This window comes from Arthrobacter sp. SPG23 (genome assembly GCF_000876655.1).
GTDB lineage: Bacteria > Actinomycetota > Actinomycetes > Actinomycetales > Micrococcaceae > Arthrobacter.
On the sequence record NZ_JYCN01000022.1, the window covers coordinates 27,579 to 53,717 of the forward strand.

Below are 26,139 nucleotides of genomic sequence, written 5' to 3' on the forward strand. Positions count from 1 at the left end.
GCCGGGCGCAAGCCCGCCGTCGAACTCCATGCAATTCGAAAGGAACGCATCCGATGCGTAAATCACTCTCCCTCCTGGCCGCCGGCATTGTCACCGCCCTGGCGCTGACCGCCTGCGGCGGTTCGTCCAGCCCGAGCGCCGAAACCACGACCCTTGACCCTGCCAAGCCCGCCACCCTGACCGTCGGCGCAAGCCCGGTCCCGCAGGCGAAGATCCTGGAGTTCATCAACCAGGACCTCGCGCCCAAGGCCGGCCTGAAGCTGGACATCAAGGAGATCGAGGACTACCAGACGCCGAACACTGCCCTGAACGACGGCTCGCTGGACGCCAACTACTACCAGCACCTGCCGTGGTTTGAGGACCAGGTCAAGACCAAGGGCTACAAGTTCGGCCACGGTGAAGGCGTCCACATCGAGCCTTACGCTGCTTTCTCCGAGAAGATCAAGGACATCAAGGACGTCCAGGACGGCGCCAAGGTTGCCATCACGAACGACCCCTCCAACCAGGTCCGCGCGCTCAAGGTCCTCCAGGTGGCCGGACTGGTGAAGGACATCAAGGATGATTCCTCCGTGCTGACCCTTACCGACGAGCAGAACCCGAAGAAGCTGAAGTTCTCGGAGAACCAGCCGGAACTCCTGATCAACGACCTCAAGGACCCGTCGGTGGACCTGGCGCTGATCAACGGCAACTTCATCCTGAAGGCCGGCCTGAGCACCAAGGACGCCCTCGCTGTGGAGTCCGTGGAGAACAACCCCTACGCGAACTTCCTGGCCTGGCGCGAGGACTCCAAGGATGACGTCCGCATCAAGAAGCTGGACGAACTGCTGCACTCCCCCGAGGTCAAGGCCTTCATCGAAAAGGAATGGCCCAACGGTGACGTGACGGTGGCTTTCTAAGCCTTCCGCTACTCAGCATCAGCAAAAAAATCCCCGGCTCCCGGACATTTCCCCTTCGCTTTTGGCGGGGATTCGTCCGGGAGGCGGGGATTTTTGTTATGAGCCGTTATCCCGCCGGCACCGCTGCCGCCCCAGCCGCCTTGGCTGCGGCGGGGAGGGCGTCGAAGATCCTATTCATGGCGGCGTCGTCGTGAGCCGCGGAAAGGAACCAGGCTTCGAAGACCGACGGCGGCAGGTAGACGCCTGAGTCCAGCATCGAGTGGAAGAACGGCGCGTAGCGGAACACTTCCTGGCCCTGGGCGTCGTCATAGTTGTGGACGCCCCGCGCCGAGGTGCCGAAGGCCACCGAGAACAGGTTTCCGGCCCGCTGGATGGAGTGGTCCACCCCGGCTGCGTCCAGCGCCGAGGACAGCGCAGCAGAGAGCTCCAGCGAGCGGGCGTCGATGAACGAGTAGACCTCGGGGGTGGCGTGCGTCAGGGTGGCGACGCCGGCTGCCATGGCCACGGGGTTTCCGGACAGGGTGCCCGCCTGGTAGACGGGCCCGAGCGGCGCCAGGTAGTCCATGATGTCGGCACGGCCGCCGAGGGCCGCCGTCGGCATGCCGCCGCCAATCACCTTGCCGAACGTCAGCAGGTCCGGCCTCCACGGCTCGGCGGCATCCGCCGCGCCGCCGGTGAGGCCCCAGTAGCCCGAGTAGCCGGTACGGAAACCGGTGAGGACTTCGTCCACGATGAGCAGGGCGCCGTGTTCGCGGGTAATCCGTGACAGCCCGGCGTTGAAGCCTTCGCCGGGCGTCACCACACCCATGTTGGCCGGCGCCGCCTCCGTAATGACGGCGGCGATGTTGCTGCCGTGGGCGGCGAACGCGGCCTCCACGGCGGCGAGGTCGTTGTAGGGCAGCACCAGGGTTTCGGCGGCGGTGGCAGCTGTGACCCCCGCGGAACCGGGCAGCGCCAGGGTGGCCACGCCGGATCCGGCCGCGGCCAGGAGTCCGTCGAGGTGGCCGTGGTAGCAGCCGGCAAACTTGATGACCAGGTCGCGGCCGGTGAAGCCGCGGGCCAGGCGGATGGCGGTCATGGTGGCTTCAGTCCCGGTGGACACCATCCGGACGCGCTCAGCGGCCGGCACACGTTCCTTGACGATCGCGGCCAGGTTGGCTTCGTCCGGCGTGGAGGCACCGAACGAGAGTCCGCGGTCCACGGCGGCGTGGACTGCCTCGAGCACGGCCGGGTGGGCGTGGCCCAGCAGCGCCGGACCCCAGGAGCACACCAGGTCCACGTATTCGGCGCCGTCGGCATCCGTCAGGTATGCGCCCTTGGCGGACACCATGAACCGGGGGGTCCCGCCCACGGAACCGAAGGCACGGACGGGCGAGTTGACGCCGCCCGGCATGAGCTGGCGTGCACGGTCGAAGAGTGCCTCATTGCGAGGAGAGCTGGAAGTCATGGTTCCTATTCTTTCAGTTTCCGGCTGCGTGCCCGGACAGGAGCTCGGCCACCCGGGGGGCCACCGCCGTGCCAAGCAGTTCAATGGACCGCATCATGGCGGTATGGGGCAGTGAGCCGCTGCTGTACTTGAGGTCGAAGCGGTCCACGCCGAGGTTCCGCTTGAGCAGGACGATTTTGCGCGCCACCGTCTCCGGCGACCCCACGTAGAGTGCGCCTTCGGGGGTGCACATGGCGTCGAACTCATGCCGGCTTCCCGGGCCCCAGCCGCGTTCCGCTCCGAGCCTGTTCCGCAGCCCCAGCCAGTGCGGGAAGAACTCCTCGCGCGCTTCCTCGTCCGTCTCGGCAACATGCCCGGGCGAATGCGTGGCCACCTGCTGCATCGGGTGGCCGTACTTGGCCATGGCTTCGCGGTAAAGGTTGGCCAGCGGAGCGAAGGAACGCGGTTCGCCGCCGATGATCGCGAAAATAATGGGGTAGCCGTATTCCGCGCAGCGCAGCACGGACTCCGGGGTTCCGCCCACGCCGATCCAGGCTGGCAGCAGATGGTGCTCCAGCGGCGGATAGACGCTTAGCCCGTTAATGGCCGGACGGGTCCGGCCTTCCCAATGGACGGGCTTCTGCGCACGGACCTTGTCAAAGAGCTCCAGTTTTTCCTCGAACAGGATCTCGTAGTCGGCGAGGTCCAGGCCAAACAGCGGAAAGGATTCGATGAAGGACCCGCGGCCCAGCATGACTTCCGCGCGGCCGCTGGAGATGGCATCCACCGTGGAGAAACGCTGGAAGACGCGGATGGGGTCATCCGAGCTCAACACGGTGACGGCCGACCCCAGCCGGATGTGCTTGGTCCGCGCTGCGGCGGCGGCCAGGAACACTTCGGGCGCCGAGACGGCGTAGTCCTTGCGGTGGTGCTCCCCTACCCCAAAGGCGTGGAGGCCGACGTCGTCCGCCAGTTCCGCCTGTTCGAGCAGCTGGCGAAGAACTTGGGCATGCGGCACCGGGTGCCCGTCGGGGTACACCCCGACGTCGCCGAAGGTGTTCAGCCCGAGCAGGACCTTCCCGGGTCCGACTGGAGCGGTAGGACTGTCACCGTGCGCGGCGGCGGGAGCCACGGGTACGCCGGCTCCTGTAAGGGGCGCCTCGCTCATCAGGATTCCTTCAGCCAGCCGGCGAGCTCGGACGCCCAGTACGTCAGGACCATGTTCGCTCCGGCCCGCTTGATGCCGAGCACGGATTCGGTAACGGCCGCGCGCCGGTCGATCCAGCCGTTGGCGGCGGCGGCCTCGATCATGGAGTACTCCCCCGAGATCTGGTACGCAGCCACGGGCACGGGGCTCATGGCGGCGACGTCGGCGAGGATGTCGAGGTAGCTCATGGCGGGCTTGACCATCACCAGGTCGGCGCCTTCGGCCAGGTCCAGCTCCACTTCGAGGATGGCTTCGCGGCGGTTGGCGGCGTCCATCTGGTAGGTACGCCGGTCACCCTTGAGCTGCGAATCCACGGCCTCGCGGAAGGGGCCGTAGAACGCTGACGCGAACTTTGCGGCGTAGGCCACCACGGCGGTATTGACGTGCCCTGCGTCTTCAAGCGCCTGCCGGATCACGCCGATCTGGCCGTCCATCATGCCGGAGGGGCCCAGCATGTGGGCGCCCGCGTCCGCCTGGGCCACGGCCATCGCCGCGTAGATTTCCAGCGTTGCATCGTTGTCCACGTAGCCGTCGGCATCCAGCACACCGCAGTGTCCGTGGTCGGTGAATTCGTCCAGGCAGACATCGCTCATGACCACCAGGTCATCGCCCACTTCAGCGCGGACATCCCGGATGGCCTTGTTGAGGACACCGTCGGGATCCAGGGAGGCGGTGCCCCGGGCATCACGTTCGGCCGGGATGCCGAAGAGCATGATTCCGCCCACGCCGAGCTCCACGGCCTCGGCCGCAGCCCTTTTCAGCGAATCGGTGGTGTGCTGGACCACGCCGGGCATGGAGGCAATGGGGTTGGGTTCGGTGAGCCCCTCGCGGATGAAGGCCGGAAGGATCAGTTCGGGCGCCGCCAGCCGGTTTTCGGCCGTCATCCTGCGCATGGCCGGCGTGGTGCGGAGGCGGCGGGGGCGATGGTTCGGGAAGCTCATGTTCTGTCCTTCACGGGTGTCTCGGGGGCGGGCGGTGGTGTGGATTGTCCTGGTGCAAGGGCCTGGATGACGGCGGACACCAGGCCGGAAGCTGTGGGCTCCTCGGCGACGGCGGCCACCGGCAGCCCGAGCGATTCCGCCTCGGCCGCAGTTGACCGCCCGATCGCCACGAACCGGCAGTCTCCCAGCGGTGACAGTCCGGCATGGATGCGGCGTGCGGCGCTGGGTGACGCGGCGACGACGGCGTGGAGCCGCCCGGCGTCCAGCTCGGCTTTCGCTTCGGCGGGGGTGAGCACTTCCGTTCCCGCCTGCGCGACGGCGGAGGAGGGTTCGGGGGGAAAGCTGCGGGCCGGATCGGCGGGGTAGTCCACCGTGTGGTAGGCAGTGACGGCCTGAACCCTGGCGCCAAGTGACTCGAGTCCCTCGGCAAGCCTGCTGTCGGCGATGTCCGCCTGCGGCAGGAACACACTGCCCTGGCCCTCCGGCCAGATGTCCAGGAGCCCGACGCCGGACTGGAGGCGGGCCGGGGCCAGGTCAACAGTGATTCCCCGCAGCTCCAGTTCGCGCCGTGTGGCCGGTCCGATGGTGGCCACCTGGACGGAACCGGGCAGCCACCGGCTCAGCGTCACGCCCCGTTCCCGGGCCAGTTCCTCGAGGGCCTGCACCGTGGTGACGCTGCTGATGACCAGCCAGGTGTACGCGCCGGCGCCCAAGGCGTCGAAGGCGACTTCGAGGGAATGCAGGTCCCGGGCCCGTTCGAAGTCGATCAGCGGCAGCAGCAGCGGTTCGGCCCCGGTTTCCCGCAGGGCCGCTAGCAGGGCCCCGGCCCGGTCCGGGCTCCGCGTGACCAGGACACGGGCACCCTCGAGCACGCGCGGCCCGTGCCGGCCCTCAACGCGGGCACTGCGCCGCCCCATCATCTGCCCGGCTCCGCCGGTTCAGGAAGCGGCAAGGTCCGCGATGTCGGCTGCGCCGGCCGCCAGCAGGGCCTCGGCCAGTTCGATGCCAAGAAGCGTCGCGCCTACCTCGGTGAGCCCGTCAGTTGCCCGCTTGTCGCGGACCGAAGCTGTCCCATCGACGGCGCAGACGGCGGCCTCCAGGTACAGCAGGCTTCCCTTGCGGAAGGCGTAGGCGCCCACCGGGGCGGCACAGCCCGCCTCAAGCCGGGCCAGGAGTGCCCGCTCGGCCGTGACTGCGAGCCTGGTGTCCGTGTCGTCCAGGGCTGCCAGCGCCTGGGCCAGCGGCCCCTGGGACCCCGCGGGGGATCCGGGCCTTCCCGGAGCGTCGGCGGTGCGGCATTCGATGGCAAGCGACCCCTGGCCGGCGGCTGGAAGCATGACATCGGTTTCGAGGTATTCGCTGACGGTGTCCAGCCGGCCGATGCGCTCAAGGCCGGCAGCCGCCAGCACGACGGCGTCGAGGTCGCCGGATTTGCCCTCCACCACGGCGTCCGTAACGTTGCCCGGCAGGCCGGGGACCCGGCCCAGGCGGGTATCCACGTTTCCGCGGATGTCCACGACGTCCAGGTCGGGACGGGCCGCACGGAGCTGCGCCGCGCGCCGAGGGGAACCGGTTCCCACCCGGGCGCCCTGCGGAAGGTCGGCCAGCTTGAAGCCATCGCGCGCGCAGAGCACATCCCGGACGTCGACGCGCTTGGGCGTCGCAGCAAGGGTCAGCCCGGGAGCGGCGCCGGTGGGCAGGTCCTTGAGCGAGTGCACGGCAACGTCGCACTGGTCCCTCAGGAGCGCGTCGCGGAGGGCCGCAACGAACACGCCCGTGCCGCCCATCTGCGAGAGCGAGCCGGTGAGGACGTCGCCGTCGGTCCTGATGTGCACCAGTTCCACAGGGAAGCCGCCAATAGCGGCAAGCTGGTCCCCTGTTTGTTGGGTCTGGGTCAGTGCCAGCTTGCTGGCACGCGTCCCGATGCGGACTGTCACAGGGAGTCCTGTCCCGCCGCCTGCGCAGCCGGGGCGTCAGCCGAACCCGAAGGGTAGGGGTCGTGGCCCGTACCCACCGAGGTGTCCGCTCCTGCGATGGTGGGCTTCTCGCCGCGGAAGTTGGCGCAGCAGCCCGGACGGCAGATGTCGTACCAGGGGCCCAGGTCGGTCAGGTGGGGCCGGTCGGCAATATTGTTCGCGGCGGTGCGCTCAGAGATGAGGTCCACGATGCCGCTCACGAATTTGCGGTGGGTTCCGGGCGTGGGCACGCGCGTTGCGGACAGGCCCAGGTTTCGGCAGGTCTCCAGTGCTTCGGTGTCCAGATCCCAGACAACCTCCATGTGGTCGCTGACAAAGCCAAGGGGTACGATCACAATTCCCTTGACCCCCTCGCCGGCGAGCTCTTCGATGGCGTCGTTGATGTCCGGTTCGAGCCACGGCACGGACGGGGCACCGGAGCGGGACTGGTACACGAGGGACCATGGCGCGGTCAGGCCCGATTCTTCCTCGACCCGGCGGATGACCTCGGCGCCGGATGCCAGGTGCTGCGCCACGTAGGCCGAGCCTTCTGCAAATGTGCGCGGCTCGCCCTCGGAGCGTCCTGCGGCTTCGGCGTCGCGCGTGGGAATGGAGTGCGTGGCGAACAGGATGTGGACCGGCGCATCCGGGGTGCCGGCCGCGGCCAGCTGGGCGCGGACGTCGGCAAGGCCGGCGGCGGTACCCTCGACGAAGGGCTCCACGAAGCCCGGGTGGTCGAAGTACTGGCGGACCTTGTCCACCTCCAGCTTCCCGTCCAGGCCGGTTTCGGTCAGGGCCATGCCGATGTCTTCGCGGTATTGCCGGCAGCTGGAGTAGCAGGAGTAAGCGCTCGTGGTGACCATGAGGACCTTGCGGTGGCCGGCGTCGTACACATCCTGCAGGGTCTGCGGGATGTACGGGTCCCAGTTCCGGTTGCCCCAGAAGACGGGCAGGTCAATGCCGCGGGCGGAAAGTTCCGCTTCGATCCCGGCCTTGAGATCGCGGTTCTGCTGGTTGATCGGGCTGATGCCGCCGTTGGCGCGGTAGTGGTGCGAGACTTCCTCAAGCCGCTCGTCCGGAATGCCGCGCCCGCGGGTCACGTTGCGAAGGAACGGGATGACGTCGTCCTGGCCCTCGGGGCCGCCGAATGAGGCGAGGAGGACGGCGTCGTACTCCTTCGGAGCCATCCGGCCGGATTCCGTAACGGGGTTGACGGCCGTCACCGCTGCCGGTGCTTCCGGTGATTCAAGCGGGCTCATGCGAGGACCTCGGCGATCTCGGCGGCGGTGACCCGCCGGCCGGTGTAGAAGGGAATTTCTTCGCGGACGTGGTGCCGGGCCTCTGTGGCGCGCAGGTGGCGCATCAGGTCCACGAGGTCCACCAGTTCGGGTGCCTCGAGGCCCAGGATCCATTCCCAGTCGCCCAGGGCGAAGGAGGAGACGGTGTTGGAGATGACCTGCGGGAAGTCGCGGCCCAGCAGTCCGTGGTCGCGCAGCATGGCACCGCGTTCCGCATCGGGAAGCAGGTACCACTCGTAGGAGCGGACAAACGGGTACACGCACAGCCATTCGGCCGGTTCCACGCCACGTGAGAATGCCGGGGTGTGGTTCTTCGCAAACTCCGCCTCGCGGTGAACGCCCATGGCGGACCACGCGATTTCGGTTCCGGCAAAGAGCTTGCTGCGGCGGATGTCGCGGACGGCCTGCTGCAGCGCTTCGGGCTTGGGGCCGTGCAGCCACACCATGATGTCCGCGTCTGCACGCATTGCCGAGACGTCGTAGCTGCCCCGGTGGACTACTCCGGAGTCCGCCAGGCGGCCCAGCAGTGCTTCGAAGTCCGCGGCAGCATCGTCGCTGCGGGTAACGTCGGAGGAGCGCTTGAACACCGTCCAGAGGGTGAAGAACTGCTCTGTTTCTTCGGCTCCGGAATTTTCGGTTTTACTGACAGATTCGGCAGAAGTGTGGCTCATGGATACCAGTCTGCCCCTTCAATGCCTCCTAAGTCGAAACAGCGCACTTCTACAACGTGTAGAAGTGCGCAATTTCACATCCGGCCCCGATGAAGCGCCTTGGGCGGCACCAGTCCCTAGATCCGGCGCATCCGGACATAGGCAACCCCTGCGGCGCACGCCAGTGCCACGAGTCCGGCGCCCCACCAGACCTGGGGCGACACGTCGCCCATGGGCGAAACGCTGACGGCAGAGCGCATCACCGGCGCACTGGAGACGCCGTAACCGGGGCCCGACAGCGGGACGACGCCGGCCGACGTGAGGACGGCCATGTTGGCAGGACCGAACATGTTCGTGGTGGTCCACGCGGACGCCGGAGCGGCGCCCGCTGCGGCTTTGCTGCCTGATGGCCGCGACGTTCCAACCGAAGCGGGCACATCAGCGGACGGGCCGGGAGCGGTTGCTCCGGTTGCGGGAGCACCAGGAGCGGCAGTTCCGGGGAGCAGTGACGGCGGCGCCGCCGGAGTGCCGGCCGGAACCGTTCCGGTGGCCGGTGCAGGTGTGGCGGGCGCCTGCGCCGGATCTGTGGACGGAGCCACGGAACCGTCGGCGGGCGGCGGTGCCGGCGTGCTCGACGGCGGAACGGTACTCCCGCCAGGAGAAGGGGCCGAAGGCGACGGGGAGGGTTCAGACGGCGACGGGGAGGGCGACGTTGGAACGGGAGAGGGCGAGGTCCATTCCGGCTCAGTCGTCGGAGACGGTGACGGCGTGGGCTGCGTCCGCTGTCCGGGGGGCGTCAGCTTGCCGGTGCCCGGTGCGGAGGGGCGGGTGGGATCCGGCTTGGGTCCCAGGACCACGGATGCCCAGGCGTCCAGCGCGGGAACACCCGCTTCCACGGACGTCGTGGCGGCGGCGTCAGCGCCGTCAGTGGTGTCCGGAGCCGGGACGAGGGAGGCAGCGTTGGATGCAGGAACACCTGCGGAAAGGACTAGTACCGCTCCGAGCGCCGCTGCTGCAGTGCCGCGCCGAAGACCCCCATGGAAACCAGTCAGCGTTCGAGTTTCTTCGGACTTCTGAATGACCATAGTGATCGACCCTAGCCAGAATTCCTTGCCATTAGAAACTTGCAAAGAAGCCCTGCACGCGGTACTCGCGGGCTAGCGGAGAATGTCCGCAATCTGCCTTTTGGTGTCGTCAATGACGGCGGCCAGGCCGTTGCCCGCCAGCCACCCGCCCACCATGACGAGCCTTCCGTCCGCGGCGCAGACCCTGCGGACCTCCGCTACCCGCTGACGGTGGCCCACGGCGGCAAACGGCAGCACTCCGCCCCAGCCGACAACGTCCCAGTCGAGCACGTCATTAGCCGTGACAGGCACTGTCAGGAGCGCGGAAGCATCCCGTAAAGCGGCCGCAAAAAGTTCCTTGTCATCCGGCCCCTGCCCGCCGCGGCCGGGCAGGGCGGCGGACGCATCCTGCCCGTCGAAGCCGCCGGTCCTCCGCGGGCCCTCGCCCCGGCCGTAGGACAACCGGACAATGTGGGTGCCGGGCCCTGCCGCGGCCGCCAGCCAGTCCCATTTGGCCGTGGCGTGGGTCAGCGCCTTGGCCTGGATGCCGGGAGTCTGCGGAGCCACCAGGATGCCTGTTCCGCGAGGCCGCCGGTCCAGTTCCGGAAGGTCAACAACGAGCGTCACAAGCTTTACATCCGGACCGGCGTCCGGCCGGTGCGCGGTCAAGCGGGGGACGGCGTCCTGCAGCAGCCGGACTGCGGAAGGTCCGTCAAGGGCCACCACCAGCAGGCCGGCGTCGTACGTCCGCTCCCCCGCCGATACCCGCCAGCCGTCCGCAGTCCTGGCCACGGACTCGGCCCGGGTAACGGAGGAGAGCGTGACGCCGCGGTGCCGCAGCTCGGCCACGAGCGCAGTGATCAGCGTGTGCATGCCGCCCTGCAGGCCGGCGACGGCGGATCCGGCTTTGGCGCCCTCGGGGGCGGTCCCCCGGCGCTGGGCGGCGACGGCGGCTGCCAGGGAGCCGTGGGCACGGATCCCGGCGCGGAGTCCGGGCGCCACCATGTCAACGTCGAGCAGTGCGGGATCGGCCGAATGCACGCCGCCCACCACCGGCTCCACGAGGCGTTCCAGGACACGGCGCCCCATCCGCTGCCGGACCAGGGCCGACACGCTGGTGATGGCGGCACTGGTCCCCACGGAGGACGGCAGGAACCTGTCCAGGGAGGCGCGCAGGGAGCCGGCGAGTCCCAGGGTCCTTCGAACTTCGGGATCCCACGGGTTGGCCGGAATGCCCAGGACACCGGTTTTGGGCAGTTCCCGGGCGCCTTCCGGGAGCTGGACCCAGGCTCCGCCCGGGTGGGGCGCAACAATCGAGCCGGCGATGCCGAGCTCAGCCGCGAGGTCCGCCACGGCACTCGAGCGGGTGGCGAAGGACTCCGCTCCGCTGTCCAGCGTCAGGCCTCCCACCACATGGCTGCCCACGCAGCCGCCCCAGGCTTCGCCGGCTTCCAGGACGGTCACCTGCCGGCCGGCTTTGGCAAGCTCGAGGGCAGAGAGCAGGCCGGAGATGCCGCCGCCCACCACCACGGCCGTGGTAACGGACGGTTCCGGCGTGGCTGCGCTCACCGGTTTACTCCGGGGAAATGGAGTGAATGAGTTCGACGACGCGCGTCAGGACGTCCGGGTCGGTTTCCGGCGGCACGCCGTGCCCCAGGTTCAGGACGTGGCCGGGCGCGACGGATCCTGCCTTGATGACGTCACGGACGTGAGCCTCGAGGACGGCCCACGGCGCGGACAGCAGCGCGGGATCGATGTTGCCCTGCAGCGGAACGGTTCCGCCCAGCCGGCGGTTCGCTTCGTCCAGCGGCAGCCGGTAGTCCACCCCCACGACGTCGACGCCGACGTCGCGCATCGCCACCAGGAGCTCCGAGGTGCCGGTACCGAAGTGGATCAGGGGCGCCCCCAGGTGCCGGACATGGTCCAGCGCGCGGGCGGAGGCCGGGGCCACGAAGCGTTCGTAATCGGCCAGCCCCAGCGAGCCGGCCCAGGAATCGAACAACTGGGCAGCGGAAGCGCCGGCCTCGAGCTGGGCGCGCAGGAACATGCCGGAGGCGTCGGCGGCCCAGTTTGCCAGCGCGTTCCAGGTTTCCGGATCGGCGTGCATCATGGTGCGCGGGCCGAGGTGGTCACGGGAAGGCTTGCCTTCCACCATGTACGCGGCCAGGGTGAACGGCGCTCCTGCGAAACCGATCAGCGGGGTCTTGCCGAGCTGGGCCACGGTGAGCCGCACGGCTTCGCGGATCGGCTCAAGTGCCTCCCAGGTGAGCTGCGGGAGTGCCGCCACGTCCTCCGCCGTCCGGACCGGCTTGTCCAGAACCGGGCCGACGCCCGGAACGATGTCGACGCCCACACCGGCGAGCTTCAGCGGAATCACGATGTCCGAGAAGAAGATGGCAGCGTCGACGTCGTGCCTGCGCACCGGCTGCAGCGTGATCTCTGCGGCCAGCTCGGGGCGCAGGCAGGAATCCAGCATGGCAACGCCCTCGCGCACCTTCAGGTACTCGGGCAGGGAGCGGCCGGCCTGGCGCATGAACCAGACCGGACGGCGGGACGGCTTGCCGCCGCGGTAGGCGGTGATAAGCGGTGAATCAGCCGTGCGGCCGTCCATCAGCGGGTGTCCTGCATCCAGGGGGGCATCGGAGAACGGGACGTCGGAAGCCGTGCCGTTGGACGTTGCAGCGCTTGAAGTCATGACTCCGATTGTCCCTAAAATCGCCTCCAAAAGATAACGACAGGCTGTCATCCGCGGCCCGTTGCAGCCCTCCGTGGCGGGAATCACAGCCCGCCGTGGCGTTTGCCACCGTGCATAGTTGTTCTACGCCGCGACGCAAAAGCTATGATTGTGATGCTGTGGTTCTTTTTTCATTGGTGGCTACACACGCCGACATCGACCTCGAGACCGTTGCTCAACTGAGCACCGGTGCTTCCGAGCTAGCTACATCCGCACTCTCCGGGTCGCCGGCAGTGACGGGTGCGGTGGTGCTTGCCACCTGCAACCGCTTCGAAATTTATGGTGAAGCGCCCCATCCGGATGACGTGGAAGCGGCCCGCGCCGCGCTCGTCGCCCAGATCAGTGAACGCACCGGCCTCAACGAGCAGCTGGTCTCGCGGTCATTCAATACGCGCACGGGCGGCGAGGTCAGCCAGCACCTTTTCGCCGTGAGCTCCGGCCTTGACTCCGCCGTGGTGGGCGAACGCGAAATCGCCGGGCAGGTTCGCCGGGCGCTCATCAACGCCCAGCATGAAGGCACTGCCAGCTCAGGCCTCGTCCGGCTCTTCCAGGCTGCGTCCAAGACCGCCAAGGATGTCGGCGCCCAAACGGCCCTGGGATCACGCGGGCTGTCCATCGTCTCGGTGGCCCTGGACCTGGCCACGGACCTTTCCGAAAACCCCGACTGGTCCGCCAAGAAGGCCGTCATCTTCGGTACCGGCGCTTACGCCGGCGCCACCATGTCCTTGCTCCGCGAACGCGGCTGCACGGACATCTCCGTTTTCTCCTCCTCCGGACGCGCTGAAGGATTCGTGGCCACGCGCGGAGGAACGGCCCTCGACGCCGACTCGCTCCCCGCCGCTGTTGCCGCCGCGGATGTCATGATCGGTTGCAGCGGTTCCGACACCCGCGTTGAAGCACAGGACCTCGCCCGGGTGCGCGCCGGGTCCCCCCAGACCCTGATCGCCATCGACCTTGCACTCACCCACGATTTCGATCCGGCCGTCGGAGAGCTCGACGGCGTTGAGCTGCTGACGCTCGAATCCGTGCGGCTCGCGGCTCCCCAGGAGCAGGCCGAATCACTGGCGCAGGCCAGTGGCATCGTCACCGGCGCCGCCGCAGCTTTTGAGCAGGAGCGCGAAGCCAGGTCCGTGGACTCGGCCATCGTCGCCCTGCGCCGCCACACCATGAACGTCCTCGACGCCGAAATGGAGAAGGTCCGGGCACGCCACGGCTGCACGGCCGCCGCAGAGGAAGTCGAGTTTGCGCTGCGCCGGATGGTCAAGCAGCTGTTGCACGTGCCCACGGTCCGCGCACGGGAGCTGGCCTCCAACGGCCAGCAGGAGCAGTACATCGCGGCCCTCGATGCGCTCTACGGGATCACCGTGGAGCAGCCCGCCGCGGCCGCGGCCGCCGAATGCCCGGTGGACCACAGCCAGGCCCGCCCGGCCGCAGCCGACACCCGCCGGGAAACCGCCTAACACCCCGGCACCCCGCCCGGCAAAAGCATCAACCCGGCAAAAGCATCAACCGAAGGCGTTTACGCCGGTCATCTCCGCCGAGAGCGTCCACAGGCGCGCGGCATCCGACGGATCCACCGCGTGCGCGTCCACTCCCCTGATCCGCGCTTCAGGGCTTCCGGTCCGGGTGGGTTCCGCAATGTCGCAGTCCTCGCAGTACACCCCGCCCATGCCACGCAGCGCCGGGGACGTTGCGGCCCACACGGACGTTGCGGCGCCCTGTTCCGGTGTCTTGAACCGGGCATCGACGTTACCGTGGTCATCCATCCAGCCGGCGGCCACCATCTCGGCGCGCGGCAGGTGGCGCTGCAGTTCAGTCATGATGCCGCCCGGATGCACGGCGAATGCCCTCACGCCGGAGTCCCTGCCGAGGAAGTCCAGGTGCACGGCAAAGAGCGAGTTGGCGGTCTTGGCCTGGCCGTAGGCCTTCCACTTGTCGTAGCCGGTGTCGAAGTTGATGTCGTCGAAGCGGACGGGCGAGAGCTTGTGTCCGGTGGAGGACAGCGACACCACCCTGGCGCCCTCCCCGGCCGAGAGCGCGGGCCACAGCAGGTTGGCCAGGGCAAAGTGCCCCAGATGGTTGGTGGCGAACTGGGACTCCCAGCCGGGGCCGACCCGCAGCTCGGGGCAGGCCATCACTGCGGCGTTGTTGACCAGGATGTCCAGGCCCGCGCCGGAGCCCCCGGACCCAAGGGCCAGGAAGCCGTCCGCGAAGCTTGTCACGCTGGCCAGGTCGGCCAGGTCCAGGGCGGCCACGCCCACACTCCCGCCCGACGTTGAGCCAGCAGGTGAGCGTGCTGTTGAGCCCGGCTCCCGGGCGGTAATCCCGGCGGCCTCCAGCACCTGCCGTGCGTGGTCCGGCCTTCGGGCCCCGACCAGGACGCGGGCCCCGGCGGACACCAGCGCCCGGACCGTCTCCAGCCCGAGGCCGGAATACCCGCCCGTCACAATGGCCGTCTTCCCGCTAAGGTCGACGCCGGCAATGACGTCGGCGGCCGTCGACTCCTTGCCGAATCCGGAGCCCGTCTTTCGCTGCGGGGTCCTGCTGTGGTCCTGGTTCATGCCGGGGCCTTCCTAGGGCGGTGGTTCGGCTGTTCAGTCGGCTGCCCGGTGATCCGCTCAGTAAACCGGCTTGCCCGGCTCCACTTCCCGGACCCAGGCGAGGATACCGCCGTCGAGGTGGCTGACCCGCTGGTAGCCCGCCTTGCGGGCCGCGGCCAGGACGGCTGCCGAGCGTGTGCCCGCCTTGCAGTGGAACACAATGTCCTTGTCCTGGGGCAGCTCCGTCCAGGCCTCTCCTGCCAGGATCCTTCCCTGCGGGATGAGGACGGACCCGTCAATCCTGACGATGTCGTGCTCACCCGGCTCCCGGACGTCCACGAGGTCGAAGTCCTTCAGCCCGGCTGTGCGCGATGCCAGCATGGTGGCCAGCTGCGTGGCCGTCACAGTGTTCTCCTTGGCCGTGGCTTCCTCCGGAACTATTCCGCAGAACGCCTCGTAATCAGTAAGTTCCGTGATGCGCTCGGCCGCCGGATCGCGTGCCACCTTGATCTCCCGCCAGCTGCCGCCGAGGGCGTCGAACAGCGCCACGCGCCCCAGCAGGGAACGCCCGACGCCGGTGATCAGCTTGACCGCTTCGGTCACCATGAGGGACCCCACGGCCGCGCACAGCATCCCGAACACGCCGCCCTCGCCGCAGGACGGCACCGAGCCGGCCGGCGGCGCCTCCGGGTAGAGGTCGCGGTAGCTGGGCCCGTGCTTCTCCCAGAACACGCTTACCTGGCCGTCGAAGCGGAAGATGGAGCCCCACACGTAGGGCTTTCCGAGGATGGCTGCGGCGTCGTTGACCAAGTAGCGCGTGGCGAAATTGTCCGCGCCGTCCAGGATGAGGTCGTACTCGGCGAACAGTTCCAGTGCGTTCGAGGCGTCGAGCCGGACGTTGTGGAGCCGGACGTCTACCAGGGGGTTCAGCGCGGCAATGGAGTCGCGGGCTGACTCGATCTTGGACCGGCCCACGTCCGCGACGCCGTGGATGACCTGCCGCTGCAGGTTACTCAGGTCAACGGCGTCGTCGTCGATGATTCCCAAGGTTCCCACCCCCGCCGCGGCGAGGTAGAGGAGTGCCGGCGAGCCCAGGCCCCCGGCCCCGATGACCAGTACCCTGGCGTTCTTGAGCCGGCGTTGGCCCAGCGTGCCGATCTCCGGAATGATGAGGTGGCGGGAGTACCGCTCCACCTCTTCGGCGGTCAGGGCATCAGCCGGTTCCACGAGCGGATCCAGGGTTGCAGGGACAGCAGTTGCGGTGAACGTGGAAGCCATACTTCAATGTATGCCCGAAGATGCCGCAAGGTCATATTACCCGCGCGTAAAGTGTAGGTAACTGCAATGGAAAGAAGGCCAACAGTGGTTCATCATGCACCGGTTGATCGGACACACGCCGGGAAGGCAGCCGCGGGACAAACGCGGGCCGGCGGTGCGCGTTCGGCGCGGCTCCCGCGTGACGAACGCCGCGCCCAGCTGCTGGCCGCCGCCCAGGAAGTCTTTGTGGCCAACGGGTACCACGGCGCCGCCATGGACGAAATTGCTGAAACCGCGCATGTCAGCAAGCCGGTCCTGTACCAGCACTTCCCGTCCAAGCGCGAGCTCTACCTTGCCCTGCTGGACAGCCACCTCAGCGCACTCACCGATCTCATGATGGGCGCACTGAATTCCACCAACGACAACGACGAGCGCGTCCAGGCGGTCATGCGCGCCTACTACCGCTTTATTGCCAGCGATGACCAGGCGCACCGCCTGGTGTTTGAATCGGACCTGATCAATGACACCGACGTCAGTTCCAGGCTCGAAACATTCAACAAGGCTTTTGCCGACGCCATTGCGCGGGTCATCGCCGAGGACACCAAGCTCCCCATGCTGGAGGCCCAGCTGCTGGGCCGCGGACTTGCCGGCATGGCGCAGGTCAGTGCACGGTACTGGCTCGAAACCGACGGGAACCTGGACCTCGATGTGGCCAGCGACCTGATCTATCGTTTAGCTTGGCGCGGAATCTCGCGCTTCCCCAAGGAAACCTAGACTACAAATAGAGAACACCTTTAGAACTTTGATTGGCTGGGAGGCCTCGCTGTGGAAGTAAAGATCGGCATTCAGAACATTGGCCGCGAAATTGTGCTGGAATCGGCTCAGGATGCTGACGATGTGGCAAAGCTCGTTGGGGAATCCATCGCCAAGGGCGCCGAGCTGCGCCTGACTGACGAAAAGGGCCGTGTGGTCATCATTCCCGCCAACGTCCTGGGCTACGTCGAAATCGGTGCCGAGGAAGCCCGCCGCGTCGGTTTCGGCCAGCTCTAGGCCGCCGCTTCACCTGGACCTGTCCCGCTCTGCAGCAAGGAGTTCGCCGAATGCTTTCCCTGGTAATCGTGGCCCTCGTCACCGTGGCCGCAGGCTTTGTTGTCTGGGCCAACGACCGGCGGCATGCGAAGTACGGCATCGCCGTGCCTGCGGGCGTGGCCACTGCCGTGGGAATGCTGAGCTGGATCATCTTCATGGCAGCAGGACTTGGTTACCAGCCCGGCCTGACGTGGATTCCGTGGGTGCTGCCTATGGTCCTGGGCACCGGGGCGGCACTCGCCGCCGCGGTGTACCTGGGCCGGAAGCGTGCCCTGCATGACACGAAGGAACTCACAGCCGCGCTGCGGCTCTGATTGCTGCGGCTCGGGCGCTTAGGCTTTGCCGGGCTCCGCTGCCGCCGACACAGCAGCGGCTGCCCGGCTGACGGCCGCGGCGGCGGCGGCGTCACGTTGCGTCACCTGGGTGCCGGCGTCGTGTGAAGTGAAGCGGATGAACACCCTGTTATAGCGCCAGTCCAGGTCCGGATGGTGGTTTTGTTCCTCTGCCAGGCGCCCGACGGCGGCAATCAGCTCTAGCGCAGCGGCCGCCGTCGGCGTCTTAAAGACGGAAACCAGCCCGCCGAGCCGGTACCGCCAGTCCGGAAGTTCCGCCAGAGCGGCGTCGATCTGGGGTTGGGTAAGAATGTCTTCCTTGCCGGTCACCGCTGCTCCTTGGATGGTCCGCCTACAGGAACTCCGCCCGGCCTTCCATGGCCGAGGACGCCAGAGCGTGCTCGCGGCGTGGAATCCGTCCTGCCGCCCTCGCCAGCCTACCTGCGATGACGGCGTGTTTGAAGGCCTCCCCCATCATCGCCGGGTTCTGCGCCCGGGTCACTGCCGTTGCCAGCAGCACCGCGTCACAGCCCAGTTCCATGGCGAGCGCGGCGTCGGATGCCGTGCCTATACCGGCGTCCAGCACCACGGGAACGGATGCCCTGGAGACGATGAGTTCGATGTTGTGCGGGTTCAGGATCCCGAGCCCGGTGCCGATGGGTGACCCGAGCGGCATCACAGCGGTGGCGCCGAGGTTCTCCAGCCGCAGCGCCAGCACGGGGTCGTCATTCGTGTAGGCGAACACCTTGAACCCCCGGTTCACCAGTTGCTCGGTGGCGTCCACCAATTCCACGGCGTCCGGGAGCAGGGTGTGCTCGTCCGCAATCACTTCCAGCTTCACCCAGTCCGTCTCCAGGGCCTCCCGCGCGAGTTCCGCCGTCATCACGGCGTCCCGTGCGGTAAAGCAGCCGGCCGTATTGGGCAGGACCCGGATGTTGTGGTCGACCAGGAGCTGGAACAGCGAGCCTGTTTCGGCCGGCGAGTAGCGGCGCATGGCCACCGTGGTCAGCTCCGTGCCCGAAGCGATCAGGGCCGCCCCCAGTCCGTCGAGGCTGGGCGCTCCGCCGGTGCCCGTGATCAGCCGCGATCCCAGCGCGACACCGTCCACAATGAAGGGATCCGCCGCCTGCTGCGCCGTCCCTGCCGCACCGGCAACCGTTGTTCCTGCCATGATGCTCAACCTCCCTGTACTGCGGTAACAAGTTCGACGTCGTCGCCCTCGGCGAGTGCCGTGACGAACCACTGGCTGCGCGGCACCACCTCGGAATTCCGCGCTACCGCAACGCCCAGTTTTTGTCCGTCGGCAGCCTGCCCGTTGGGAGCGAGATTCCGGCCGGTGACCTGGCTGACGAGCGTCGTGACGGACGCGCCGTCGTCCACCGCATGTGCGGTGCCGTTCAGTGTGATGTTCATGCTGTTTCCTTGTTCGGGTCAATTGTGACGGTGTGCGCGGTCGTTGCCCGCGTTGCCGGTGTTGCCGCAGGGCGGGAAAACCGGTCGGGCCGGAACGGTGCCCAGCGAGGATCGGCGTCGCCGTCCATCAGCTGCCTGCAGATGGACGCTGCCGCAGGAGTCAGCAGCACGCCGTGCCGGAAGAATCCGGTGGCGATGATGAGCCCCCCAACATCCCGGCCGGTTGCGGCGTCCGCTACGCGGCCCAGCAGCGGCGCATTGTCCGGCGTTCCCGGACGGGCCCTCGCCGTGGCTTCCAGCAGTTCCAGTTCGGCGACGGCGGGAACCAGTACCTGCGCGTCGCGCAGCAGCTGGTACACGCCCCCGGCGGAAACGGCTGAACCTGCCGGTGTTGCGGTTCCTGCAGGCCCGGGAGCGGCAGCTTCAGTGCCCGCTCCGGAGAGCGCATCTTCGCGTTGTGTGGCCCCGATCACCACGGTGCCGTCCTGCCGGGGCACGATGTAAACGGGAACTCCATGGACCATCCCCCTGACTGTTGACGTCACCAGGGGCTGCAGGTAGGCGGGGACCCGCAGGCGCAGGATATCGCCGTACACGGGGCGGAGCGGCAGCTGAAGCCCGGATGGCAGACCGCCCAGCGATGCGGATTCCAGCCCGTTGGCGATGACGGTTTCGCCTGCGTGCACGGTGCCTCCTCCAGCCAGGCTGACGCCGATGACGCGCCCGTCCTCCCGGAGCAGGCCGGCGGCCCGCTCACGTACGACGGACCCCGGCAGGGAATCCGAGATCACGGCAAGGAGCTTGCGGGGATCCACCTGATGGTCGGCCGGAATCTCGAAGGCGCAGGATATTCCAGGGCTCAGCAACGGCTCCCGTGCCCGGGCTTCCCTGACTGTCAGCGGCTCCACCGTGAGGCCGCTGGACTGCTGGACTCCGCGCAGGTCGGCGAGCGCCCGGCGGTCGGCGGCGTCGGCGCCCACGGCGAGGGTCGACGTCGTGAGGTAACCGGTGCCTGAGCCGCCGGCGCCGGGCTCCCGGGAAGCACCCGCGGATTCCAGGCCGGCCGCGAAGGCCGGCCATAGCCCCGAGGAGTGGAGCATGAGTTCCAGGAGGTCCTCCTCCTGGTAGTGAAGTTCGCTGACCGGCGCCAGCATGCCCGCGGCGGCCCAGCTCGCCCCCGTTCCCGGTGCGTCGTCGATGATCACCACGGACCTGCCGGACTGCCGGGCCTCCCAGGCGATGCCGTGGCCGATGATTCCCCCGCCGATCACGGCGACGTCGGCGCGGATGTCCGGGCTGCGCTCGTCGCGGCTCCGCGTGGCAGGGTGCCCTGTTGGGGATTGCGGGGTCATTGTCATCCTTCCCTACGCCGGTACTAACCGGATCAGGTCAAGCGGTCGGCTCTGACGCCCTCTCAGCCCGGCAGCTTTGTGACAGCTGCGGCGGGCTCCCGCGGTACCCACCCAGTTTAGGGGAACTAGGCTTGAGCCATGACCGAGCAAGCTCTCCTGACCGACGCCCGCCTGTACCTCTGCACTGACGCCCGCACGGACCGGGGCGATTTCGCCGACTTCGTCAATGCCGCCTACGCCGGCGGCGTTGACATCATCCAGCTCCGGGACAAGAACCTGGAAGCGGCCGAAGAGCTCGAGTTGCTCGAGGTGCTGGAGGCCGCAGCCCGCCGCCACGGCCGTCTTTGGTCAGTCAACGACCGCGCGGACATCGCCTCGCTCTCCGGCGCGCCGGTGCTCCACGTCGGACAGAAGGACCTCCCCCTGGCCTCGGCCCGGAAGTTCCTTGGCAATGAAGCAGTGATCGGCCTGTCAACGCACAGCCCCGGCCAGATCGACGCCGCCATCGGCGCATCCCGCGGTCCCGGCGGACTGGATTACTTCTGCGTCGGGCCGGTGTGGGCCACTCCCACGAAGCCGGGCCGCGCCGCCGTCGGCCTCGACCTGGTCCGGTACGCGGCGCAGGCCGCCGGCACAACAACTGCCGCAACAGCTGCCGGCGAGACCGGGGACGGGCCGCTGCCGTGGTTCGCTATCGGCGGCATCGACCTGGGCAATGTGGAGCAGGTGGTTGATGCAGGGGCGCGGCGCATCGTGGTGGTCCGGGCCATCACCGAGGCCGACGACCCCGCCGCGGCCGCGCAGTCGCTGCTGGCAGCGCTCGACGCCGGCGCCCCCTGACTATCCCGTCAGGCCGAGCTGCGTCATCCGCTTGGCATGCTTCTCCGCGAGGCCGGCGATCAGCCCGCTGACCTGTTCCTTGGCTGCGGCGCTGTCCTCGCCGCCGATCAGGCTTCCCAGGAACGCATGCTCGTAGCTGACGCGCTGTGCCTGGGTCAGTGCTTCGCCCAGCAGCCGCCGGCCCCACAGAGCCAGCCTGGAAGCGAGCCTGGGATCATCGGCGAGGGCGCCCCTGAGCCGTTCACGGAGAACCTCCGTTGTCTCATCGGAGGCCTGGATCTGTTCGATGAGTTCGCGCGTGCCGGCGTCAACGTAGCGGGAGATGGCCCGGTAGAAGTCGGCAGAGACTGTGTCGATCACGTAGGCCTTCATCAGTGACTCGTACCAGTCGGCCGGGCGCGTCCGCGAATGGAAATGGTCCACGGCTGCCTGGAAAGGCAGCATGGCGTCCTCGGCATCGATCCCCATGGCCTCGAGGCGGGCGCTCACCAGTTCGTAGTGCCGGAACTCCACCACGGCAATCCTGCCGAGCACGGCACGGTCGTGGAGAGTGGGCGAATACCGCGCGTCAGCGGAGAACCTCTCGAAAGCTGACAGCTCTCCGTAGGCCATCATTCCGAACAGGTCTGCGACGAAGCGGTTGTAACCAGCGGTGTCAGCCGGGGTTGAGCTCATCGTCCAAGACTAATGGCGCAAATCGAGCTAATCTGACTTTCGTGTCACATCATCGCCTGACTCCAAGTGTCCATGAACAGACCAACCGGCTGGCCGAAGCGCTGAATTCGCTCCGCACGGAACTGGAGCTGCCCGGACCCTTTCCCGAGGATGTCCTGCAGGACGCGCTGGCGGCCATCGCGGAGCACAAGATGCCGGACCTGGACCTCACCGATGTGGGCTTTGTGACCATAGATCCTGCGTCCTCCACCGACCTGGACCAGGCCCTCTTCATCGAGCGGTCAGGCGACGGGTACAAGGTCTTCTACGCCATCGCCGACGTGCCGTCCTTCGTGGCACCGGGCGGGTCGCTCGACGCCGAGACGCGCCGCCGGGGGCAGACGTTCTACGCCCCGGACGGTCGGATTCCGCTTCACCCGGAAGTCATCAGCGAGCAGGCCGGCAGCCTGCTTGCCGGCCAGTTGTGCGCCGCTTTCGTGTGGGAGTTCGACCTGGACACGGCAGCCAGGGTGGAATCAGTGCTGGTGCGCCGGGCCAGGATCCGGAGCCGGGCGAAACTCAGCTACAAGGGCGTCCAGGCCGAGCTGGATTCCGGCAGTGCCACCCCCGTCCTCCAGCTCCTCCGGGAGGTGGGCCTCAAGCGGGTGGAACTCGAGAGGCTGCGTGGCGGCGCCAGCCTGAACATGCCGGAACAGGAAATCGAACAATTGCCCGACGGCGGCTACCGCATCGTGGCGGCGCCACCCCTCCCGGTGGAAGACTGGAACGCCCAGATCTCCCTCATGACCGGCATGGCCGCGGCTGACCTGATGCTCGAAGGCAAGGTGGGGATCCTGCGTACCATGCCCGCCCCCGACGAGAGGTCCCTTCTTCATTTCAAGCGGCAGACCCATGCGCTCGGCAAACCGTGGGACGGAGAGGCGAGCTATGGCGAGTACCTGCGGTCGCTTGATCCCACCCACCCCCGGCAGCTGGCCATCCTGCATTCCGCGGGAATGCTGTTCCGGGGCGCCGGGTATACGCCCTTTGACGGCACAGTGCCCGCGGATGCCATCCAGTCGGCCATCGGGGCCGCCTATGCGCACACCACGGCACCGCTGCGACGGCTGATCGACCGCTTCGTCCTGGTGATCTGCGAGGCGCTGAGCAACCGCACCGCGGTCCCCGACTGGGCCCGGGAGGCACTGCCGTCCCTGCCGGAAATCATGGCAGCCTCGGACCAGCTGGCGGCCAGGATGGAACGGCTGGCCCTGGATACGGTGGAGGCCGCCCTGCTCGTCAACCACATCGGGCAGGAGTTCGACGCCGTGGTCATCTCGGGGTCGAAACCGGGCAAGCCGAACGGGAACGGCGGCAACGGCAACGGACCGTCCGGCATCATCCAGATCGCAGACCCCGCGGTGACGGCCCGGTGCCCCGGCGAACTCGAATCCGGCACCACGGTCCGGGTCAGGCTCATCTCTTCAGACATTCACACGCGCGTGATCCGGCTGGAACTGGTGGAGTGATTGCAGGCTGATTGTGTGCTGCGTCCGGGGCGTCAGTCGGCGGTGGTTGCCGTCAACAGCTAGACTGAGGGGGTAGTAATGGATGCCCGGTCGTTGATTTCCATGATTTTTGAATTCAACAAGCCCGCCCCTACGCGATCTTGAGATACGCCCGCTGGTCCCAGTGCCAGCATTTAGATAGCCCGCGATCGGCTTCCACTGGATTTGCTTGCGCGCCCGAGCGTGCTCCGGAACGGCCTCCCGGCCGGCCCCGTTGAGCAAGCAGCGCCAATGCCCAAATGAATAAGGAAACTCCCCTGTGAGTGAATTGCACACGCACCAACTTCTGACCGACGACACCGGCACCGAAACGATCGAGCCGGAAGAGACCATCATCTCGGACGAAAAGCCGCACGAGATCGCGGAGAAATCCTTCGCTGACTACAACGTCCGTGCGGACATCGTGGAGTCCCTGGCCGACGCCGGGATCACCCACCCCTTCCCCATCCAGGCAATGACGCTGCCCGTGGCCCTCGCCGGCCACGACATCATCGGCCAGGCAAAGACGGGCACCGGCAAGACCCTGGGCTTCGGCATCCCCGCGCTGCAGCGTGTCGTGGGACGCGACGACCCCGGTTTCGACAAGCTGGCAGTCCCGGGCGCCCCGCAGGCCCTGGTCATCGTGCCCACCCGCGAGCTTGCCGTCCAGGTTGCCAAGGACCTGGAAAACGCAGCCCGCAAGCGCAATGCCCGCATTGCCACCATCTACGGCGGCCGCGCCTATGAGCCCCAGGTGGATTCCCTGCAGAGGGGCGTCGAGATCGTTGTCGGGACCCCCGGCCGCCTGATCGACCTGTACAAGCAGAAGCACCTGAGCCTGAAGAACGTCAAGATCGTCATCCTCGACGAGGCCGACGAAATGCTGGACCTCGGCTTCCTGCCGGACGTCGAAACGCTCATTGCAGGTACCCCGGCCGTCCGCCAGACCCTGCTGTTCTCGGCAACCATGCCCGGCCCCGTCATCGCCATGGCACGCCGGTACATGACCCAGCCCACCCACATCCGTGCCGCCGATCCGGATGACGAGGGCCTCACCAAGCGCGACATCCGTCAGCTGATCTACCGCGCCCACAGCATGGACAAGATCGAAGTTGTGGCCCGCATCCTGCAGGCACGCGGCCGCGGCCGCACCATCATCTTCACCAAGACCAAGCGCACCGCCGCCAAGGTCGCCGAGGAACTGGTGGACCGCGGGTTCGCCGCAGCCGCCATCCACGGCGACCTCGGCCAGGGCGCACGCGAGCAGGCTCTCCGGGCCTTCCGCAACAACAAGGTTGACGTCCTCGTGGCCACCGACGTCGCCGCCCGCGGCATCGACGTCGACGATGTCACCCACGTCATCAACTACCAGTGCGTCGAAGACGAAAAGATCTACCTGCACCGCGTGGGCCGCACCGGCCGCGCCGGCAACAAGGGCACCGCCGTGACCTTCGTCGACTGGGACGACATGCCCCGCTGGGGCCTGATCAACAAGGCCCTGGGGCTGAGCGTGCCGGAACCGGTGGAAACCTATTCCTCATCGCCGCACCTCTATGAAGAGCTGGACATACCGGAAGGCACCAAGGGCCGCCTGCCCCGCGACAAGCGCGTTCTTGCCGGCGTGGACGCGGAGGTCCTGGAGGACCTCGGCGAAACCGGAAAGAAGACCGGGCGCGGCAGCGCAAGGGACGGCGGACGCGACACTGCCCGCGGCGGAAGCACCGGAGGCGGACGTGACAGCGCCCGCTCCGGCGGACGCGATTCCCGCCGCAGCGAAGCCGGCAGCAGCCGGGACAGCGCCGGACGCGAGGGCGGACGCTCAGGTGACCGCCGCCGTCGTTCCTCCGACACCACTGCGGCAGCCGCTCCGGCGGCCGAGGCAGCCCCCGTGGCCGCTGCGGCATCCGCACCGGCCGAGGTCGACAGGGCAACCCGCGCCCGCCGCCGGACCCGCACTCGCCGCCGCAACGGCGAAGTGGTGGGCGGCGGCAACGCACGCCAGGACGGCACCCAGCCTGGCAACGCCGAGGCCTAAACCCCTCAATGACTGACACCGTCTGGGCGCCGGACGGCAGCAACCTGGTGGTACACGCGGATAACGCCGAGTACCTCCCCACGCTGCCGGACGGCGCCTTCACACTCATCTACGTCGACCCCCCGTTCAACACGGGGCGGGCCCAAAGCCGCCAGCAGACCACCATGGTGCGCAACGCGGACGGCGGCGGCGACCGCGTGGGCTTCAAGGGCCGCTCCTACGACACGATCAAAGGCGCCCTGCACAAATACGACGACGCCTTCAGCGACTACTGGTCCTTCCTGGAACCCAGGCTCGTGGAGGCGTGGCGGCTGCTGGCCGATGACGGCACCCTGTACCTCCACCTGGACTACCGGGAAGTCCATTACGCCAAGGTGATGCTGGACGCCATCTTCGGCCGGGAATGCTTCCTGAACGAAATCATCTGGGCGTACGACTACGGCGCCCGGGCCAAGTTCCGCTGGCCCACCAAGCACGACAACATCCTGGTGTACGTCAAGAACCCGGCCAAGTACCACTTCGACAGCGCTGAAGTGGACCGCGAACCGTACATGGCGCCCGGACTGGTCACTCCGGAAAAGCGGGAGCTCGGCAAGCTGCCCACCGACGTCTGGTGGCACACCATCGTGTCCCCCACCGGCAAGGAGAAGACCGGCTATCCGACGCAGAAGCCCGAGGGCCTGGTCCGCCGCGTGGTGGCCGCTTCCAGCAGGCCCGGCGACTGGTGCCTGGACTTCTTCGCCGGCTCCGGCACCCTGGGTGCCGTGGCTGCCAAACTAGGCCGGAAATTCGTCTGCGTGGACCAGAACCAGCCGGCCATCGACGTCATGACGGACCGCCTGGGAGCGCACGCTACCTTCACCTCGTTCCCGCCCAACTAGGTAGCAGCAGGTGTCGTTTGGGCGGCCA

The 26,139-nt window shown here is 67.8% G+C and carries 26 protein-coding genes and 1 riboswitch; of the genes, 9 read left to right on the top strand and 17 right to left on the bottom strand.

Features of this window, described 5'->3' with window-relative positions; all coding sequences use genetic code 11:
- The first annotated feature begins 53 nt into the window (after positions 1-53).
- Positions 54-896, top strand: coding sequence for a MetQ/NlpA family ABC transporter substrate-binding protein (locus tag TV39_RS14310; RefSeq protein ID WP_043482719.1), 843 nt, complete (start codon positions 54-56; stop codon positions 894-896).
- A gap of 106 nt (positions 897-1,002) precedes the next feature.
- On the opposite strand, the gene hemL is transcribed toward TV39_RS14310, so the two are convergent.
- The 10 genes from hemL to hemE form a co-directional block, all read right to left on the bottom strand.
- Complete coding sequence (gene hemL, locus TV39_RS14315) at positions 1,003-2,343, bottom strand: glutamate-1-semialdehyde 2,1-aminomutase (RefSeq protein ID WP_043482721.1); 1,341 nt, start codon at positions 2,341-2,343, stop codon at positions 1,003-1,005.
- Between the two features lie 13 nt (positions 2,344-2,356).
- A complete protein-coding gene (locus TV39_RS14320) occupies positions 2,357-3,490 on the bottom strand; it encodes an LLM class flavin-dependent oxidoreductase (protein WP_235347400.1) in 1,134 nt (377 codons plus the stop codon).
- Positions 3,490-4,470 carry a porphobilinogen synthase gene (gene hemB / locus TV39_RS14325; RefSeq protein WP_043482723.1) on the bottom strand — a complete coding sequence of 327 codons (981 nt, stop codon included), beginning with the start codon at positions 4,468-4,470 and terminating at the stop codon, positions 3,490-3,492. The genes TV39_RS14320 and hemB overlap by 1 nt, the downstream gene beginning before the upstream one ends.
- Entirely contained in the window at positions 4,467-5,390 is a 924-nt protein-coding gene (locus tag TV39_RS14330) for a uroporphyrinogen-III synthase (protein ID WP_082049748.1), read from the bottom strand. The genes hemB and TV39_RS14330 overlap by 4 nt, the downstream gene beginning before the upstream one ends.
- Positions 5,391-5,408: 18 nt before the next feature.
- Positions 5,409-6,407, bottom strand: coding sequence for a hydroxymethylbilane synthase (hemC, locus tag TV39_RS14335; protein ID WP_043482724.1), 999 nt, complete (start codon positions 6,405-6,407; stop codon positions 5,409-5,411).
- A complete protein-coding gene (locus tag TV39_RS14340) occupies positions 6,404-7,684 on the bottom strand; it encodes a ferrochelatase (protein WP_043482726.1) in 1,281 nt (426 codons plus the stop codon). Before TV39_RS14340 ends, hemC begins: the two co-directional genes overlap by 4 nt.
- Positions 7,681-8,394, bottom strand: coding sequence for a hydrogen peroxide-dependent heme synthase (gene hemQ, locus TV39_RS14345; RefSeq protein WP_043482727.1), 714 nt, complete (start codon positions 8,392-8,394; stop codon positions 7,681-7,683). The genes TV39_RS14340 and hemQ overlap by 4 nt, the downstream gene beginning before the upstream one ends.
- A gap of 116 nt (positions 8,395-8,510) precedes the next feature.
- The gene (locus TV39_RS14350) at positions 8,511-9,458 is read right to left on the bottom strand and encodes a hypothetical protein (RefSeq protein ID WP_043482728.1); all 948 of its coding nucleotides are present in this window, start codon (positions 9,456-9,458) and stop codon (positions 8,511-8,513) included.
- A gap of 72 nt (positions 9,459-9,530) precedes the next feature.
- A complete protein-coding gene (locus TV39_RS14355; RefSeq protein ID WP_043482729.1) occupies positions 9,531-11,006 on the bottom strand; it encodes a protoporphyrinogen/coproporphyrinogen oxidase in 1,476 nt (491 codons plus the stop codon).
- A 4-nt stretch (positions 11,007-11,010) separates the two neighbouring features.
- Entirely contained in the window at positions 11,011-12,132 is a 1,122-nt protein-coding gene (hemE, locus tag TV39_RS14360; protein ID WP_043482730.1) for a uroporphyrinogen decarboxylase, read from the bottom strand.
- A gap of 158 nt (positions 12,133-12,290) precedes the next feature.
- Here hemE and TV39_RS14365 point away from each other — a divergent pair, with 158 nt between their 5' ends.
- Positions 12,291-13,631: a glutamyl-tRNA reductase gene (locus TV39_RS14365; protein ID WP_043482732.1), complete on the top strand. Its 1,341-nt coding sequence runs from the start codon at positions 12,291-12,293 to the stop codon at positions 13,629-13,631.
- Between the two features lie 45 nt (positions 13,632-13,676).
- On the opposite strand, the gene TV39_RS14370 is transcribed toward TV39_RS14365, so the two are convergent.
- Together TV39_RS14370 and moeB are read right to left on the bottom strand one after the other, a co-directional pair.
- Entirely contained in the window at positions 13,677-14,732 is a 1,056-nt protein-coding gene (locus TV39_RS14370; protein WP_043482734.1) for an SDR family NAD(P)-dependent oxidoreductase, read from the bottom strand.
- 57 nt (positions 14,733-14,789) lie between these two features.
- Positions 14,790-15,989, bottom strand: coding sequence for a molybdopterin-synthase adenylyltransferase MoeB (gene moeB / locus TV39_RS14375; protein WP_043482735.1), 1,200 nt, complete (start codon positions 15,987-15,989; stop codon positions 14,790-14,792).
- 66 nt (positions 15,990-16,055) lie between these two features.
- Between moeB and TV39_RS14380 the strand changes: the two genes are divergently transcribed.
- Genes TV39_RS14380 through TV39_RS14390 form a run of 3 tightly spaced genes read left to right on the top strand, consistent with a single transcriptional unit; the run spans position 16,056 to position 17,371 of the window.
- Positions 16,056-16,742: a TetR/AcrR family transcriptional regulator gene (locus TV39_RS14380; protein WP_200891027.1), complete on the top strand. Its 687-nt coding sequence runs from the start codon at positions 16,056-16,058 to the stop codon at positions 16,740-16,742.
- Positions 16,743-16,793: 51 nt separating this feature from the next.
- Positions 16,794-17,018 (top strand): DUF3107 domain-containing protein, encoded by a 225-nt coding sequence (locus TV39_RS14385; protein ID WP_043482738.1) that lies wholly within the window; start codon positions 16,794-16,796, stop codon positions 17,016-17,018.
- A 50-nt stretch (positions 17,019-17,068) separates the two neighbouring features.
- Positions 17,069-17,371, top strand: a complete 303-nt coding sequence (locus TV39_RS14390) for a hypothetical protein (RefSeq protein ID WP_043482739.1) — start codon at positions 17,069-17,071, stop codon at positions 17,369-17,371.
- An 18-nt stretch (positions 17,372-17,389) separates the two neighbouring features.
- Here the strand turns inward: TV39_RS14390 and TV39_RS14395 are convergent, their stop codons facing one another.
- From TV39_RS14395 to TV39_RS14410, 4 genes are all read right to left on the bottom strand, one after another.
- Complete coding sequence (locus TV39_RS14395) at positions 17,390-17,719, bottom strand: 4a-hydroxytetrahydrobiopterin dehydratase (RefSeq protein ID WP_043482740.1); 330 nt, start codon at positions 17,717-17,719, stop codon at positions 17,390-17,392.
- Positions 17,720-17,741: 22 nt separating this feature from the next.
- A complete protein-coding gene (locus TV39_RS14400) occupies positions 17,742-18,560 on the bottom strand; it encodes a thiazole synthase (protein ID WP_043483161.1) in 819 nt (272 codons plus the stop codon).
- Positions 18,561-18,565: 5 nt separating this feature from the next.
- Positions 18,566-18,802: a sulfur carrier protein ThiS gene (gene thiS, locus TV39_RS14405; RefSeq protein WP_043482741.1), complete on the bottom strand. Its 237-nt coding sequence runs from the start codon at positions 18,800-18,802 to the stop codon at positions 18,566-18,568.
- Positions 18,799-20,154, bottom strand: a complete 1,356-nt coding sequence (locus TV39_RS14410) for an FAD-dependent oxidoreductase (RefSeq protein ID WP_442853501.1) — start codon at positions 20,152-20,154, stop codon at positions 18,799-18,801. The genes thiS and TV39_RS14410 overlap by 4 nt, the downstream gene beginning before the upstream one ends.
- A riboswitch (TPP riboswitch) is annotated at positions 20,147-20,266 on the bottom strand. Its footprint overlaps the gene before it by 8 nt.
- Before the next feature lie 26 nt (positions 20,267-20,292).
- Here TV39_RS14410 and thiE point away from each other — a divergent pair.
- Positions 20,293-20,994, top strand: a complete 702-nt coding sequence (thiE, locus tag TV39_RS14415) for a thiamine phosphate synthase (protein WP_043482743.1) — start codon at positions 20,293-20,295, stop codon at positions 20,992-20,994.
- Here thiE and TV39_RS14420 read toward each other — a convergent pair whose 3' ends face one another.
- On the bottom strand, positions 20,995-21,669 hold the full coding sequence (locus TV39_RS14420) for a ferritin-like domain-containing protein (RefSeq protein WP_043482745.1): 675 nt from the start codon (positions 21,667-21,669) through the stop codon (positions 20,995-20,997). It lies immediately after the preceding gene.
- Between the two features lie 41 nt (positions 21,670-21,710).
- On the opposite strand from TV39_RS14420, the gene TV39_RS14425 reads away from it, so the two are divergent.
- The 3 genes from TV39_RS14425 (at position 21,711) to TV39_RS14435 (ending at position 26,111) form a co-directional block, all read left to right on the top strand.
- A complete protein-coding gene (locus tag TV39_RS14425) occupies positions 21,711-23,177 on the top strand; it encodes an RNB domain-containing ribonuclease (protein WP_043482746.1) in 1,467 nt (488 codons plus the stop codon).
- A 298-nt stretch (positions 23,178-23,475) separates the two neighbouring features.
- Positions 23,476-25,230, top strand: a complete 1,755-nt coding sequence (locus TV39_RS14430) for a DEAD/DEAH box helicase (protein ID WP_043482747.1) — start codon at positions 23,476-23,478, stop codon at positions 25,228-25,230.
- An 8-nt stretch (positions 25,231-25,238) separates the two neighbouring features.
- Positions 25,239-26,111, top strand: a complete 873-nt coding sequence (locus tag TV39_RS14435) for a DNA-methyltransferase (protein WP_043482748.1) — start codon at positions 25,239-25,241, stop codon at positions 26,109-26,111.
- Positions 26,112-26,139 lie beyond the last annotated feature (28 nt).

What these genes read in the sequence shown, in the direction of transcription:
- hemB (WP_043482723.1), bottom strand. Translation starts at nt 4,470, where the DNA reads ATGAGCTTCCCGAACCATCGCCCCCGCCGCCTCCGCACCACGCCGGCC.
- TV39_RS14340 (WP_043482726.1), bottom strand. Translation starts at nt 7,684, where the DNA reads ATGAGCCCGCTTGAATCACCGGAAGCACCGGCAGCGGTGACGGCCGTC.
- TV39_RS14310 (WP_043482719.1), top strand. Translation starts at nt 54, where the DNA reads ATGCGTAAATCACTCTCCCTCCTGGCCGCCGGCATTGTCACCGCCCTG.
- TV39_RS14390 (WP_043482739.1), top strand. Translation starts at nt 17,069, where the DNA reads ATGCTTTCCCTGGTAATCGTGGCCCTCGTCACCGTGGCCGCAGGCTTT.
- TV39_RS14380 (WP_200891027.1), top strand. Translation starts at nt 16,056, where the DNA reads ATGGAAAGAAGGCCAACAGTGGTTCATCATGCACCGGTTGATCGGACA.
- hemL (WP_043482721.1), bottom strand. Translation starts at nt 2,343, where the DNA reads ATGACTTCCAGCTCTCCTCGCAATGAGGCACTCTTCGACCGTGCACGC.
- TV39_RS14420 (WP_043482745.1), bottom strand. Translation starts at nt 21,669, where the DNA reads ATGAGCTCAACCCCGGCTGACACCGCTGGTTACAACCGCTTCGTCGCA.
- TV39_RS14435 (WP_043482748.1), top strand. Translation starts at nt 25,239, where the DNA reads ATGACTGACACCGTCTGGGCGCCGGACGGCAGCAACCTGGTGGTACAC.
- thiS (WP_043482741.1), bottom strand. Translation starts at nt 18,802, where the DNA reads ATGAACATCACACTGAACGGCACCGCACATGCGGTGGACGACGGCGCG.
- TV39_RS14320 (WP_235347400.1), bottom strand. Translation starts at nt 3,490, where the DNA reads ATGAGCGAGGCGCCCCTTACAGGAGCCGGCGTACCCGTGGCTCCCGCC.
- TV39_RS14400 (WP_043483161.1), bottom strand. Translation starts at nt 18,560, where the DNA reads ATGGCAGGAACAACGGTTGCCGGTGCGGCAGGGACGGCGCAGCAGGCG.
- hemE (WP_043482730.1), bottom strand. Translation starts at nt 12,132, where the DNA reads ATGACTTCAAGCGCTGCAACGTCCAACGGCACGGCTTCCGACGTCCCG.
- hemQ (WP_043482727.1), bottom strand. Translation starts at nt 8,394, where the DNA reads ATGAGCCACACTTCTGCCGAATCTGTCAGTAAAACCGAAAATTCCGGA.
- TV39_RS14370 (WP_043482734.1), bottom strand. Translation starts at nt 14,732, where the DNA reads ATGAACCAGGACCACAGCAGGACCCCGCAGCGAAAGACGGGCTCCGGA.
- TV39_RS14330 (WP_082049748.1), bottom strand. Translation starts at nt 5,390, where the DNA reads ATGATGGGGCGGCGCAGTGCCCGCGTTGAGGGCCGGCACGGGCCGCGC.
- thiE (WP_043482743.1), top strand. Translation starts at nt 20,293, where the DNA reads ATGACCGAGCAAGCTCTCCTGACCGACGCCCGCCTGTACCTCTGCACT.
- TV39_RS14350 (WP_043482728.1), bottom strand. Translation starts at nt 9,458, where the DNA reads ATGGTCATTCAGAAGTCCGAAGAAACTCGAACGCTGACTGGTTTCCAT.
- TV39_RS14410 (WP_442853501.1), bottom strand. Translation starts at nt 20,154, where the DNA reads ATGACCCCGCAATCCCCAACAGGGCACCCTGCCACGCGGAGCCGCGAC.
- moeB (WP_043482735.1), bottom strand. Translation starts at nt 15,989, where the DNA reads ATGGCTTCCACGTTCACCGCAACTGCTGTCCCTGCAACCCTGGATCCG.